Source organism: Cellulophaga omnivescoria (genome assembly GCF_027915275.1).
Lineage (GTDB): Bacteria > Bacteroidota > Bacteroidia > Flavobacteriales > Flavobacteriaceae > Cellulophaga > Cellulophaga omnivescoria.
Genome location: NZ_CP115819.1, coordinates 105,252 through 118,368, shown reverse-complemented (window position 1 = coordinate 118,368; position 13,117 = coordinate 105,252). Strand labels below are relative to the sequence as shown.

Genomic DNA, 13,117 nt, shown 5'->3' with positions numbered 1-13,117 from the left:
TAGATTATAAAACTATATTTTATGTAACTTAGTATTTAAATTAAGTATAAATGAAAAACGCTGTTTTAATTTTGGTTTTAGTATTAACTTTTGGTTCTTGTACAGAGTCAAAAGAAACTACAACAATAAGTACTATTAACTGGAACAAAAGAAGCGTAGGACATAAAGTATCTGATTCTTTAAAAACAGGAAAAACATATTTATCTGTTTATTCTCAAGTTTATAGTCAGTCAGAGCATACAACACATGACTTAACTGCAACAATAAATTTGCGTAACACAAGTGGTACAGATACATTGTATATCTTGCAAGCAGAGTATTTTAATACAGTGGGTAAATCTATACGTAATTATACTCCAAAACCAATATATATAGCTCCTATGGAGAGCTTAGCTATTGTTATAGATGAGCATAATAAAGATGGTGGCACAGGAGGGAACTTTATTTTTAATTGGAAAATAAACAACCAAACTAGTAATCCACTTTTTGAAGGTGTTTTTATCTCAACTAAAGGCCAACAAGGGCTATCCTTTGTTACTCAGGGTAAAACTTTAGAACAATAAAAATAATACATAAAAAAAGCGCTCTAATTTAGAGCGCTTTTCTATTTTTTTAAATATTGTTATTCTGTTTTAGTGTCGTACTCTGCCCATTTTTTGGTTTTGTGTATATCTTCACCAAAATACTTTGCTATTTTTAAAAACGGTTCTGGTTTTTGGTAGCCAGGTACAGGAGATAACATTTGTTGTTTTTCATCTAAAAATATTGTTGTAGGGTAGCTCATTTTTCCCTGCATTAAAGCAGCGGCAAACTCGTGATAACCACTTCTTCCAGATGCAACAAATTTGTAAGTTTGTCCTTTGTATTCTAATGGCTCTTTACGTTCACCATCTAACTTTACCATATAATAGTTTTTTGCCATATATTTTGCTACTTCTGGATTTTGGAATGTATCTGCATCCATTTTTTTACACCATCCGCACCAATCTGTGTAAACATCTATAAACATTTTTTTAGGCTCTTTATCTTTTGCAGCTAGCTCTATAGCTTCTTCCCAGCTAAGCCATTTTACTTCTTGAGCATTTATTGTAAAAGATGTAAATGCTAAAAAGAATATAGCACAAATTTGTAAAGCGTTTATAGATTTTAATTTCATAGTAAATATTTTAGTTTTTAGTCCATCAACCTTAACAAAGCTAACGAAAAATATAAAAAATTATTTTACAAATATACTATACTCCCTGTTTACCGTGATTGGTTTTTACTAAAACAAGGGTAGTGTAGGTGTTCTAATGCTTATAATTTTGCTGTATAAATAAAAAAAGTTAAGATGAATATACAAAAACTTTTTCCGTCTTTATTGGTAGAAACTCCAAGAGTTATTTTGGAAAAAATTGTAGAACATAATACAATTATTAATCAAAAAAGTAAAGCCGTTGTTTCTTTACATTTAACTACAGGTTTGTTTTTAGAAGGGAGTCCAATAAAAATAAATTTAGAAAATAGTATTGTGGTGCTGGTTTCTGGTGAAAAAATTAGTTATGTTCAAATTACAGATATAGCGTGTATTAGCATTGTAAATTTTGTACGTTTTGTTGATATTTTAACAGATAGTACATATTTTGAAGTTAAAGATGAATTGGTAACAACACCTTTAGAGCTAAAAAGAATGCAGAGGGAAATAGAAGACTATTTAAAAAATACTTTTAGTGTTACATTGGTAAATACAGCACTAGAAGAGGTAAAAGATTCTAAAATAGAAAAATTTCAGATGCAGCAATTTTTTTCTAGTTTACTACAAAGTCTTAAAAATGTTGGAAGTTATAAAGCGGGTAAAGAGGCACTAGAAACTGTTAGTGTATTGACAATTGCATCAACCATAAATAAATTAAATGTAAAGAAAAATGCAGAAGGTAATTTAGAGTTAGAGGTTAATTTTAAAGAAAAATTTGAATCTGATTTTAATAAACAATTAGAAAATAAGTTAGAAGAAAGTTTGTAAGTTTAGTTAGTTAAAGGCAAAAGCCACTGCTTACTTAGCAGTGGCTTTTTCTTTTTTCACTTCTTTTTTAGAAAATAAATTTTTTACATCTATTTGGTTTTTAATAAGATCATCAAAAGTTTCTCTTTCTCTTATTAAAATTGCCTCGCCATTGTGCCATAATACCTCTGGTGGTCTAAATCTAGAGTTGTAATTGCTAGCCATGGTAAAGCAATAAGCACCTGCGTTACGGAAACATAGGATATCTCCTTCAGATATTTCATTAATTCTACGGTTGCTAGCAAAAGTATCGGTTTCACAAATGTAACCTACAACAGAGTAGTAACGTTCTCTTCCTTCAGGATTAGAGATATTTAATATTTCATGAGAAGAGCCATAAAGCATAGGTCTAATTAAATGGTTAAAACCAGAGTCTATACTCGCAAATACGGTAGAAGTTGTTTGTTTAACTACATTTACTTTTGCTAAAAAGAAACCAGATTCACTCACTAAAAACTTACCAGGTTCAAAAGCTAAGGTTAATTCTTTACCATATTCTTTACAAAAATCGTTAAACTTTGCACTTAGTTTCTGTCCAAGTTCTTCAATGTTAGTTTCTATATCACCAGTTTTATAAGGAACTTTAAAACCACTACCAAAATCTATAAAATCTAGATTTTTAAAGTTTTTAGCAGTTTCAAAAAGTATTTCAGAAGCGTATAAGAAGACGTCAATATCTAAAATATCACTACCAGTATGCATATGTATACCATTAATATTCATTTTAGTTAGGTCTACAATGCGTAATAAATGTGGTATTTGATGAATACTAATTCCAAATTTAGAATCTATATGGCCTACAGATATATTAGAGTTTCCACCAGCCATAACGTGCGGGTTAATTCTAATACAAACAGGGATATTAGGGTGTTTGCTACCAAATTGTTCTAAAACAGATAAGTTATCTATATTAATACGTACACCTAAAGCAGCAGCTTTCTCAATTTCTTCTAATGAAACTCCGTTTGGCGTATAAATAATAGATTCTGGCTTAAAACCGGCCAAAAGACCTAACTCTACTTCTTGTATAGATACGGTGTCTAAACCACTACCTAAAGAATTCATTAGACGTAAAATAGATATATTAGACAATGCTTTAGCAGCATAGTTAAGTTTTAATTTTTTTACACCCTTAAATGCATTTGTTAATCTTTGGTATTGGGAAACTATTTTTTCCGAATCATAAACATAAACAGGATCACCGTATGTTTTTGCAATTTTTAATAAATCGGATGCTTGCATGTGTAAATTGTTTAAATATTATAAAGCAAAATTAATATAGTTATTGGTAGCTTCAAAAAATATAGTTGCAATATTATTAAAAAATAACAATTTGTTATAAATAAAACATTTTTAAGTGTTATTTACAATTATACACTATAATTATATAAAGCTAACTTAAAATTAATTAGAGAAATTGACCTTGGTTTCTTATTTTTGTACCAGAACAAAATATACCTAATATATATGAACCTTCACGAATATCAAGGAAAAGAGATTTTAGCAAGCTTTGGCGTACGTATACAACGTGGCATTGTTGCTCATAACGCACAAGAAGCTGTAACTGCTGCAAAGCAACTTACAGAAGAAACTGGCACTGGATGGCATGTAATTAAAGCACAGGTACATGCTGGTGGTAGAGGTAAAGGTGGGGGAGTTAAACTTGCCAAAAACTTAAACGAAGTAGAAGAAATTGCAGGTAACATTATTGGGATGAACCTAATTACACCGCAAACTTCTGCAGAGGGTAAAAAAGTTCACCAAGTTTTGGTAGCAGAAGATGTTTACTATCCTGGTGAGAGTGAAACATCAGAATTTTATATGTCTGTTTTATTAAACAGAGCTACTGGTAGAAATATGATTATGTATTCTACAGAAGGTGGTATGGATATAGAAGAAGTTGCAGAAAAAACTCCACACTTAATTTTTACAGAAGAAATAGATCCTGCAACAGGTTTACTAGGTTTTCAAGCGCGTAAAATTGCTTTTAACTTAGGTTTATCTGGTGTAGCTTTTAAAGAAATGACAAAATTTGTTGCTTCTTTATACAAAGCTTATGTAGAAAGTGATTCTAGTATGTTTGAAATTAACCCAGTGTTAAAAACATCAGACAATAAAATTATGGCTGTAGATGCTAAAGTATCTATAGATGATAATGCATTATACAGAAGAAAGCAATACGCAGAAATGAGAGATTTGCGTGAAGAAAATCCAATTGAGGTTGAAGCTGGAGCATTAGGCTTAAACTATGTAGACTTAGACGGTAACGTTGGTTGTATGGTTAATGGTGCTGGTTTAGCAATGGCAACTATGGATTTAATTAAGCAAGCAGGTGGTGAGCCAGCTAACTTTTTAGATGTTGGTGGTACTGCAGATGCTGCACGTGTAGAGGCTGCTTTTAAAATTATATTAAAAGATCCTGCTGTAAAGGCAATCTTAATTAATATTTTTGGTGGTATTGTACGTTGTGACCGTGTTGCTCAAGGTGTTATAGATGCTTACAAAAATATGGGAACTATAAATGTGCCAATTATTGTACGTTTACAAGGTACTAATGCAGATATAGCTAAGGAATTAATAGACAATTCTGGTTTAGATGTACAGTCTGCTGTACAGTTCCAAGAAGCTGCAGATAAAGTAAAAGAAGTTTTGGCTTAAGCTAAAAACAGTAATACTAAAAAAGGGACAATCTTAAAGATTGTCCCTTTTTTTATGCTAAAAAAATATATTATTTTTTCTTGTTTTTATACTTTACATTGCTAAGATCCTGAGACCTGTTCTTTTCTCTAACCTTATCTTTGTAAATAGGTTTAGGTTTGTTGTTGGCGTATATTTTTTTCTTTGGTAGGGTACTTTTTCCTTTTTTAGCTAAAGCTTCAGCAGGAGTAGTTGGGTTATCCTTAGATCCTCGCAAATAAATTACAAGTCCGTTTAAAAAATTACGAAGAATTTGGTCTCCACACTCCATATATTTAGGATGATCTTCTTTCCTAAAAAAAGCACCAAGTTCACTTGTAGAAATTTTAAAGTCCACTAGTTTTAAAATTTCCACAATATCATCATCACGTAGCATAAGTGCTACTCTCAATTTTTTTAGGACATCATTATTTGTCATATATAACTATATTATTTTGCACAAAGTTACTATAAATATACCATTGATACATAGATATGCTTCAGTTATACATTTTCTAGACAATTTTTTGGATGATTTTTATAAAATGCAGTATATTGCTGCCAATAAATTTAGCTATGTCTGTAAAAACCAATTATTTAAAAAAACTTAGTGTATTATTAGATTTAATTGATTTGGCTAAGGTTGATGGCCTTGTACAATCTGAGTACGACTTTTTAGTAGAAGTTGCAGAAGACTTAGGTGTAGATGCTGTGGTGTTAGATTCTCTTTTTGAAGCAAAAATAGAGCGTATAAAGCCAGGTACAGAAGCAGAAAAAATTAGTCATTTTTTTAATCTAGTTAAATTAATGAATGTAGATGAAAAACAATCTATATTAGAAATTAACAAACTTCACAAATTAGGTTTAGGTATGGGATTATCTCCAATGGCCATACAACAAGTTTTATCTATTATGCATAATTACCCAAATAAAGAAGTTCCTTTAGCTGTAATAGAAGAGGCATTTAAGGCTCAGCAAAACTAATTACCTCACTTTTTTAATACTTAACGTTAACTGCTCTTACTTTATAGTTTGTTGTAGCACAATTTTTCGTGCCCAACATTTCTAAATATGTCTTTTTGTCACTTTAATATCATTTAAATATGTCAAAAAGTCATTATTTATAGGTTGGTATAACATTTGAAAAGTAACATAACAAGAAAATTATTAAAATTTAAAATTGTTAGTTATGAGTTTAGTTAAAAGAAATACAGTTTTTCCATCATTATTAAATGAAATACTAAATACAGATTGGTATGGAGGTTTAGAGAATAATACATCTAACACTGCGCCAGTAAATATTAAGGAAAACGAAAAAGATTATACCTTGGAGTTATTAGCTCCAGGCAGAGAAAAAGAAGATTTTAATATAGAAATAGATAAAAATATTTTATCTGTATCTGTGTTAGATGAAAAGGTTAAAACAGATGTAAACGAAAAGTTCTCATTAAAAGAATTTAGTGTAAAAAGCTTTAAAAGAACCTTTAGTTTGCCAGATACTATTAATGATGATAGTATAAACGTAACCTATAAAAATGGAATTCTAAAGTTTACTTTGCCTAAAAAAGAAGAAGCATTACCTAAGCCAAAAAGGTTAATAGAGATTGCTTAATAAAGTTTAAATATTGTTTTGTATGCTAGTACAAAGCAATATTAGATTTGGTTGGTTAGTTTTTGTAAAGTGCCCTAAGTAAAATTACTTAGGGCATTTTTTATTTTTCCTGTAAAGCTTTTATTTCATCTCTTAATTTAGCCGCTTGCATAAAATCTAATTCTTTAGCAGCTTTTTCCATAGCTTTACGTTTTTCACGTATCATTTTATCTTTTTGGTCTGTTGTTAAGTACGCCATATCTGGCTCTGCAGCTCGCATTTCTTCTTTTTCAAAATGGTATGTAGAAACAGAGTTTTGAGACAAAGCACTATCCAAACTTTTATTTAAAGCCATAGGCTTTTTATTATGTTTAGTGTTGTAAGCAATTTGGCGTTCTCTTCTATAGTTGGTTTCATCAATAGTTTTTTGCATACTAGCTGTAATTTTATCAGCATACATAATAGCTTTACCATTCACATTTCTGGCAGCCCTACCAACTGTTTGTGTTAAAGAACGTGCGCTACGTAAAAAGCCTTCTTTATCAGCATCTAAAATTGCAACTAAAGACACCTCTGGTAAATCTAATCCTTCTCTTAAAAGGTTTACACCAATAAGTACATCAAACAAACCTTTACGTAAGTCTTGCATAATTTCTACACGTTCTAGCGTATCTACATCACTGTGAATGTAACGGCAACGTACACTAATACGGTCTAAATATTTAGCTAATTCTTCCGCCATACGTTTGGTAAGCGTAGTAACTAAAGTGCGCTCATCTTTTTCTATACGTAAGTGTATTTCCTCTACCAAATCATCTATTTGGTTTAAACTTGGTCTTATTTCTATAATAGGGTCTAGTAAGCCTGTAGGTCTAATAACCTGCTCTACATATACACCACCACTTAACTGCAATTCATAATCTGCAGGAGTAGCACTTACGTGTATTACCTGGTTCTGTATCATTTCAAATTCTTCAAACTTTAATGGCCTGTTGTCCATAGCAGCTGGTAATCTAAATCCATATTCAACCAAGTTTTCTTTTCTACTTCTATCACCACCATACATAGCATGTACTTGTGGTACAGTAACGTGGCTCTCATCTATCACCATTAAATAATCATCCGGAAAATAATCTAGCAAACAAAAGGGTCTAGTTCCTGGGAGTCTTCCATCCAAATATCTAGAGTAGTTTTCTATCCCAGAACAATACCCAAGTTCACGTATCATTTCTAAGTCAAACGTAGTACGTTCCTCAAGGCGTTTAGCCTCTAAATGTTTACCAATTTCCTTAAAATAATCTACCTGTTTAACCATATCTGCCTGTATAGCGTGTATGGCATTTTGTAAAATATCTGGAGATGTAACAAACATATTAGCTGGGTAAATATTTAAATTCTCATATACCTCTAATACTTTGTTGTGTAATGGGTCAAAAGCTTCAATTTCTTCAATTTCATCACCAAAAAAATGAATTCTAAACGCATGATCTGCATAACTAGGAAAAACATCTACCACATCTCCTTTAACTCTAAAGTTTCCATTTCTAAAATCTTCAGTAGTTCTAGAGTATAAACTTTGTACCAATTGGTGTAAAAATTTGGTTCTAGATATAATCTGATCTCTTTTTATAGAAATTACATTTTTTTGAAACTCCACAGGGTTACCAATACCGTATAAGCAAGATACAGACGCAATAACAATAACATCTCTACGGCCAGAAAGTAGAGAAGATGTAGCACTTAATCGCAACTTCTCTATATCTTCATTAATAGATAAATCCTTTTCTATAAAAGTACCGGTAGTAGGTATATACGCTTCAGGTTGATAATAATCATAATAAGACACAAAATACTCTACAGCATTTTCTGGAAAAAACTGTTTAAACTCAGAATACAATTGCGCAGCCAAGGTTTTATTATGTGCTAAAACCAATGTAGGTTTTTGTACCTTTTCTACCACATTGGCCACTGTAAACGTTTTGCCAGAACCCGTAACCCCCAGCAATGTTTGGTGTTTTTCTCCTTCATTTACCCCTTTAACCAACTCTTTAATTGCTTGTGGTTGGTCGCCAGTAGGCTCAAATTTTGATACAACTTTAAATTTCATAGATTAAAAGTAACAAATACCGCAATAAAAGCATACAAATAAGCAATGTATTTTGGACGCTCGGGCGGGCTTTACGCTATACTCCGTTTTGCCTATCGGCAAATACGTGGTGCCACTTCAATCCCTAGCGCAGCTTATCGTTTTAAAGAAAAATGACCATTAAAGTCTCTACCGTTTTCAAGTTTAGCTCTAAACCAATAATCAGACTCAGGAGCCGGGATACCTTTACTATCACCATCCCAACCATTAGAGCTAGGGTCAATTTTGGCAACAAGTACACCATATCTATCAAAAATATAAATATCACTTTTGGCCAAAAATGTAGCACTAATACCATCAATCTGCCAAGTATCATTAATGGCATCGCCATTTGGAGTAAACATTTTAGGATAGCCAATTACAGACACTTCAAAAGGAGTTGTAGTTCCACAACCATTTTTATCCCTTACAAAAACCTCTAAAATACCAGCAGGAACGTTGGTAAATGTATTGTTATCTTGGTATGGTCCGCGAGGGTCTAAAATAGCATACTCATAATCGCCATCTCCAGTAGCAATAATACCAATGCTATTATTGTTACTTAAATCTTTAACCTCTACATTAGTAATAATAGCAATATTAGATGGTGTAACAGTAAAATCTTTATAATTTGTACATATTTGTGCACCTCCATTATAGCTATAACCAAGTTCTAGCTTATATGCACCAACAGTGCTAATGGTAATATTGGCAGTGGTGCCTATTAAATTTTCTGTACCATTGGGTTCAATTTTAAACCAATTGTAAACGTCATAACCAGCTTCTGCATTAAGCTCTAAAACAGGATTGTCTGTACATAAAAAATACTCGTTATTAATAACAACTTCTGGGGTTGGTTGTACAATTAAAGTAATTTCTTCTACACCTTGGCATTGGTTGCTAGCTTCTAATCTAGCATATAATGTAGCACTAGTAGAAATGTAATTTTCACCAGAAATTGGGTTTAATTCTAAAGATGCATCTGTGATAGATGCATAAAAATTAACCTCTAAGCCTGGGTAGTCTAAAGTTTTTATATCTTCTAAATTAAAAACACCTGTTATTTCCGTATCAAAAGGATTACTATCACAAGCGTAATAGGGTAGTTTTGTAGGTAAACTACTAGTAGTAGGTTGTACCTCTAAATAAAGTTCGGCATAGGCAATACAACCATTTTCATTAGTAACACTGGTATAAATTGTTTGGTATTTAAAGTTTGTGTTTGTAAAACCAACAGGGTTTGTTATAGGTAAATTGGCATCTCTGTCTGCAACAGAAGCATAAAAGTTAACCGTATTCTCTGCTATACCGTTAGATATATAAAAACTAGCCTCTTCTAAATTAAAGCTAGCAAAACCATCTGTAGAATCAGTATCTAAATCGCACTGCGTTAAAGTGGTATTTATAACAATAGGTAACGGATTTATAGTTACTTGTGCTTCCCCAATTATAGGACACTCAGATGGGTCTGCAGGAGTTACTTCTAATGCATATTTTCCTGCATCTGCTAATGTAGCATTAGTAACATTTAATATATTACTATTATTTGTTATTGGAACTCCATTTAAAGACCAAGTATAAGTTGCTCCAGGAAGATTATCCACTTCTAGCGTAAAGTTATCTGCCTCACAAATAGTTAAAGACGGACTGGTACTACCGTCTGTGTTTTTTACCAAATCTTCTTTAGCAAAAAAAGACTGTATAAAAGGTGGCAAGCCTTGTGTCGCAAACTTACCTTGTAAATTAACAGCGTTATGTTGGTAGTTGGCAGCATTACCAATTTGGTTGGGGTTATTTATTACGCCTAAATATTGTGTACCTTGGTCATAATTAGTAGCAATGGTTCTGTAAATTTTACCATTTTCACCTAGTTGTAATGCGCCACGGTAAATATTTCTGTCATCTAAAACAACTTCACTAGCAGAAATACTAGGAGCCATTAAATTGTATTGCAAAAGATTAGATGTTTCTGTGGTTAATCCTTGTTGAGCATTGTAAGTATGTACGTAAAGCAACTCGTTATTAGGCGAAAACTCTAGTCCGTATGGATCCTTATTTGGAGCATTAATGTTTATGCGTTGTTCATTTGTGAGCACACCAGTGTCTGCATCAAAATCGTACAAATATAAACCCTGACTAACATTAGCAGATGCCATTTTAGTACCATCTGAAGAGAGTTTTAAATAACCTCTTTTATCAGAAATAAAACTACTTACTTTAGATTTTACAGAGGTAGTAACAACACCAGTATCATTTACCTCAAAGGCGTGAAATGTATCAAAAACACCTTCACTACCATCATTGGTAGCATAGGTAATTACCCAAACAGATTTATCAAAACAATCTTTAAGTACCGCTGTAATTTTTTCAGAACAGTAATCTAACAGTCTAACGTTTTTAGAGGTTACAGCACCTTTTCCACCATCTAAAGACATATCTACAGTAGAGTAATTAAGGCCATAATCTGGGTCTGCTTCAAAAACACTAGTATCTACAGTAAAAATGTAAAAAATATTAGTGTCTTTTTGGTTGGGAACAATCAATGCAGATTGCGAGCTAGAAGGATCACCATACAAGCCCGTACCATTCTGCATTATTGTATGGTCTTTTGTAAAAACACGTATGCCGTCAGTATAAAATAATAAGTTCCCAGTATCATCAGATATTGTTGCGCAACCTTCTGTTGTATTTAATTTACCGTCTGTAAGTGCACTAACGCTACCATCACCATTAAAACGTAAACCAGCACCTTCTCCAAAATACCAATTAGAGGCCTGTGTTTGACTAAAAGAGAGCAGGGGCAATAACATAGCTATTGCAAGTAGTAGTTTAGTGGTTGGTTTCATAAAAGCGTTCTCTAAAACGCTTAAATATACTTATAAATCTCGTTTTTTTAACAAAGCGTATGATAAATATATAAAAATAGCGGTCCAGCATAATACAATTACCAATTGTAATGGCTGTACACTGTAGTCTCTAGTGATATCTTCACCAACTTGCTGTGCGGCAGATTTTATAACATTTAACCTGCTAAAAGGTTCTGTTATTGTACTCCACATAGATCCAAAAGGGAAAAAACTAGTTACATTATCTGCTAATTCTTTAGAGTATTTAGATGCTAAATAAGTGTAAGGAATAATTTCTGCTCCAATAAACCATATAAATAAAAAGCCAAGAGCAAAAGCAGAGCGTTTTACCAAAATACCTACAAAAAAGCAAAAAGAGAAAAAACCAATAAGCTTTATAAAGTAGGCAGCTAAGTACTCTAAATCAGAAAATATAATAGAAAACTCATTAAAGTCTGAATAAATTAAACCTAAAAACAAAGAAATTAAAAATATAAAAACAGTAGATGCTAACGAAAATACACCTATTGTTAAAAATTTAGAAAGTATTAATTCTTTTTTAGATAGACCATCTATAAGGTTCTGCTTTATTGTTTTATTACTGTATTCATTAGCTATCATAGATACAATAACTATTGCTAAAAATACTTTTAGAAAAGCAGCCATAAAGGTGTTAAAATGCCAAATGTATGGGAAATTAAAAATACCAACATCTGCTATATGAAATTTTAATGGACCAAAATCAACTTTTATCATAGAAATACCAGCAATAAGTATCATTAAAATAAAATAAGATAGTATAAGAACTTTACTAGCTCTGTTATTCCATAATTTTATAAATTCTATTTGTAGTAAACGTAACATATTTTTTAGTTTTTTTGATTGTTGTAATTAGTTAGACTGGTTTTTTGTAAGCTCTAGAAATTGCTCTTCTAAGCTTTCTTTACGTTTTACTAAATGAGATAGAATTATACCATTATTATACAGCTCTTTGTTTAATTCTGAGGCATTTATTTCAGCTTTTAAATCTGCTATAATTAAACCACTTTCTTCTCTAACATTACTAAAATTAGGATTTAGTTTTAAAAATGATAAAAGTGCTTCATTGTTTTCTGCTTTTAACTCAAAAAAGCCATGACTAACAATCATTTCATCAACCCTACCAGAATATAATTTCTCTCCTTTTCTTAAAATAACTACGTGGCTACACACTTTTTCTACTTCATCTAATAAGTGAGAAGCTAGTAATATAGTGGTTCCTTGAGCAGCAATAATTTTTATAATTTCTCTAATTTGATGAATTCCTTGTGGATCTAAACCATTTGTTGGCTCATCTAAAATAAGTATTTCAGGGTCGTTAAGTAGGGCAGAGGCTATGGCTAAGCGTTGTTTCATACCTAAAGAATAGGTTTTAAACTTACTATTTTTACGATCTAAAAGTCCAACTAACTCTAGTTTTTCTTCAATTTTAGACTCATCTACCTCTTTAATTTTACAAACTAGCTTTAAGTTTTGTACGGCAGTCATATATGGGTAAAAGTTAGGCCTTTCTATAATGGCCCCAACTCTTTTTAAAGCTTGGTGCGTATTTATGCTCCCATCAAACCAACTAAAATCTCCAGATGTTTTATTTACTACATTAAGTACAATCCCCAGGGTTGTAGATTTTCCACTTCCGTTTGGACCTAATATGCCATATACATTGCCTTTTTCAATTGTAAAAGATAAGTCTTTTACCGCGGTTAAATACCCGTATTTTTTTGTTAGATTTTGAACTTTAAGAATTGTTTTCAAAAGTAGTTGGTTTTATGATTGTTATTATCATATGACGAACTACT

Annotated in this window: 12 protein-coding genes; 5 read left to right on the top strand and 7 right to left on the bottom strand. The window is 31.7% G+C overall.

The annotated features are described in order from the left end of the window. Nucleotides 1-50: 50 nt before the first annotated feature. A complete protein-coding gene (locus PBN93_RS00520) occupies nt 51-563 on the top strand; it encodes a DUF3124 domain-containing protein (RefSeq protein WP_077398412.1) in 513 nt (170 codons plus the stop codon). A 59-nt stretch (nt 564-622) separates the two neighbouring features. On the opposite strand, the gene PBN93_RS00515 is transcribed toward PBN93_RS00520, so the two are convergent. Continuing rightward, on the bottom strand, nt 623-1,156 hold the full coding sequence (locus PBN93_RS00515; RefSeq protein ID WP_077398410.1) for a thioredoxin family protein: 534 nt from the start codon (nt 1,154-1,156) through the stop codon (nt 623-625). Nucleotides 1,157-1,330: 174 nt separating this feature from the next. Between PBN93_RS00515 and PBN93_RS00510 the strand changes: the two genes are divergently transcribed. Continuing rightward, a complete protein-coding gene (locus PBN93_RS00510) occupies nt 1,331-2,002 on the top strand; it encodes a hypothetical protein (protein WP_077398408.1) in 672 nt (223 codons plus the stop codon). Nucleotides 2,003-2,032: 30 nt separating this feature from the next. Here PBN93_RS00510 and lysA read toward each other — a convergent pair whose 3' ends face one another. Next, entirely contained in the window at nt 2,033-3,283 is a 1,251-nt protein-coding gene (gene lysA, locus PBN93_RS00505; protein WP_077398406.1) for a diaminopimelate decarboxylase, read from the bottom strand. A 225-nt stretch (nt 3,284-3,508) separates the two neighbouring features. Here lysA and sucC point away from each other — a divergent pair, with 225 nt between their 5' ends. Next, nucleotides 3,509-4,699, top strand: coding sequence for an ADP-forming succinate--CoA ligase subunit beta (gene sucC / locus PBN93_RS00500; protein ID WP_077398404.1), 1,191 nt, complete (start codon nt 3,509-3,511; stop codon nt 4,697-4,699). A gap of 70 nt (nt 4,700-4,769) precedes the next feature. On the opposite strand, the gene PBN93_RS00495 is transcribed toward sucC, so the two are convergent. Then, the gene (locus PBN93_RS00495; protein WP_077398402.1) at nt 4,770-5,156 is read right to left on the bottom strand and encodes a DUF1456 family protein; all 387 of its coding nucleotides are present in this window, start codon (nt 5,154-5,156) and stop codon (nt 4,770-4,772) included. Nucleotides 5,157-5,293: 137 nt separating this feature from the next. Between PBN93_RS00495 and PBN93_RS00490 the strand changes: the two genes are divergently transcribed. Further along, a complete protein-coding gene (locus PBN93_RS00490; protein WP_077398400.1) occupies nt 5,294-5,701 on the top strand; it encodes a hypothetical protein in 408 nt (135 codons plus the stop codon). Nucleotides 5,702-5,906: 205 nt separating this feature from the next. Then, entirely contained in the window at nt 5,907-6,329 is a 423-nt protein-coding gene (locus PBN93_RS00485) for an Hsp20/alpha crystallin family protein (protein ID WP_077398398.1), read from the top strand. Between the two features lie 100 nt (nt 6,330-6,429). Here PBN93_RS00485 and uvrB read toward each other — a convergent pair whose 3' ends face one another. From uvrB to PBN93_RS00465, 4 genes are all read right to left on the bottom strand, one after another. Then, complete coding sequence (uvrB, locus tag PBN93_RS00480) at nt 6,430-8,415, bottom strand: excinuclease ABC subunit UvrB (protein WP_271081175.1); 1,986 nt, start codon at nt 8,413-8,415, stop codon at nt 6,430-6,432. A 134-nt stretch (nt 8,416-8,549) separates the two neighbouring features. Further along, the gene (locus tag PBN93_RS00475; RefSeq protein WP_077398394.1) at nt 8,550-11,279 is read right to left on the bottom strand and encodes a T9SS type B sorting domain-containing protein; all 2,730 of its coding nucleotides are present in this window, start codon (nt 11,277-11,279) and stop codon (nt 8,550-8,552) included. A gap of 30 nt (nt 11,280-11,309) precedes the next feature. After that, nucleotides 11,310-12,143: an ABC transporter permease gene (locus PBN93_RS00470; RefSeq protein ID WP_077398392.1), complete on the bottom strand. Its 834-nt coding sequence runs from the start codon at nt 12,141-12,143 to the stop codon at nt 11,310-11,312. 27 nt (nt 12,144-12,170) lie between these two features. Continuing rightward, nucleotides 12,171-13,073 (bottom strand): ABC transporter ATP-binding protein, encoded by a 903-nt coding sequence (locus tag PBN93_RS00465; protein ID WP_271081174.1) that lies wholly within the window; start codon nt 13,071-13,073, stop codon nt 12,171-12,173. Between the last annotated feature and the right edge of the window lie 44 nt (nt 13,074-13,117).

Bases quoted from the DNA above. Each gene is read 5' to 3' on its own strand.
- PBN93_RS00485 (WP_077398398.1), top strand. From the start codon at position 5,907: ATGAGTTTAGTTAAAAGAAATACAGTTTTTCCATCATTATTAAATGAA.
- PBN93_RS00475 (WP_077398394.1), bottom strand. From the start codon at position 11,279: ATGAAACCAACCACTAAACTACTACTTGCAATAGCTATGTTATTGCCC.
- sucC (WP_077398404.1), top strand. From the start codon at position 3,509: ATGAACCTTCACGAATATCAAGGAAAAGAGATTTTAGCAAGCTTTGGC.
- lysA (WP_077398406.1), bottom strand. From the start codon at position 3,283: ATGCAAGCATCCGATTTATTAAAAATTGCAAAAACATACGGTGATCCT.
- PBN93_RS00515 (WP_077398410.1), bottom strand. From the start codon at position 1,156: ATGAAATTAAAATCTATAAACGCTTTACAAATTTGTGCTATATTCTTT.
- PBN93_RS00490 (WP_077398400.1), top strand. From the start codon at position 5,294: ATGTCTGTAAAAACCAATTATTTAAAAAAACTTAGTGTATTATTAGAT.
- uvrB (WP_271081175.1), bottom strand. From the start codon at position 8,415: ATGAAATTTAAAGTTGTATCAAAATTTGAGCCTACTGGCGACCAACCA.
- PBN93_RS00495 (WP_077398402.1), bottom strand. From the start codon at position 5,156: ATGACAAATAATGATGTCCTAAAAAAATTGAGAGTAGCACTTATGCTA.
- PBN93_RS00470 (WP_077398392.1), bottom strand. From the start codon at position 12,143: ATGTTACGTTTACTACAAATAGAATTTATAAAATTATGGAATAACAGA.
- PBN93_RS00510 (WP_077398408.1), top strand. From the start codon at position 1,331: ATGAATATACAAAAACTTTTTCCGTCTTTATTGGTAGAAACTCCAAGA.
- PBN93_RS00520 (WP_077398412.1), top strand. From the start codon at position 51: ATGAAAAACGCTGTTTTAATTTTGGTTTTAGTATTAACTTTTGGTTCT.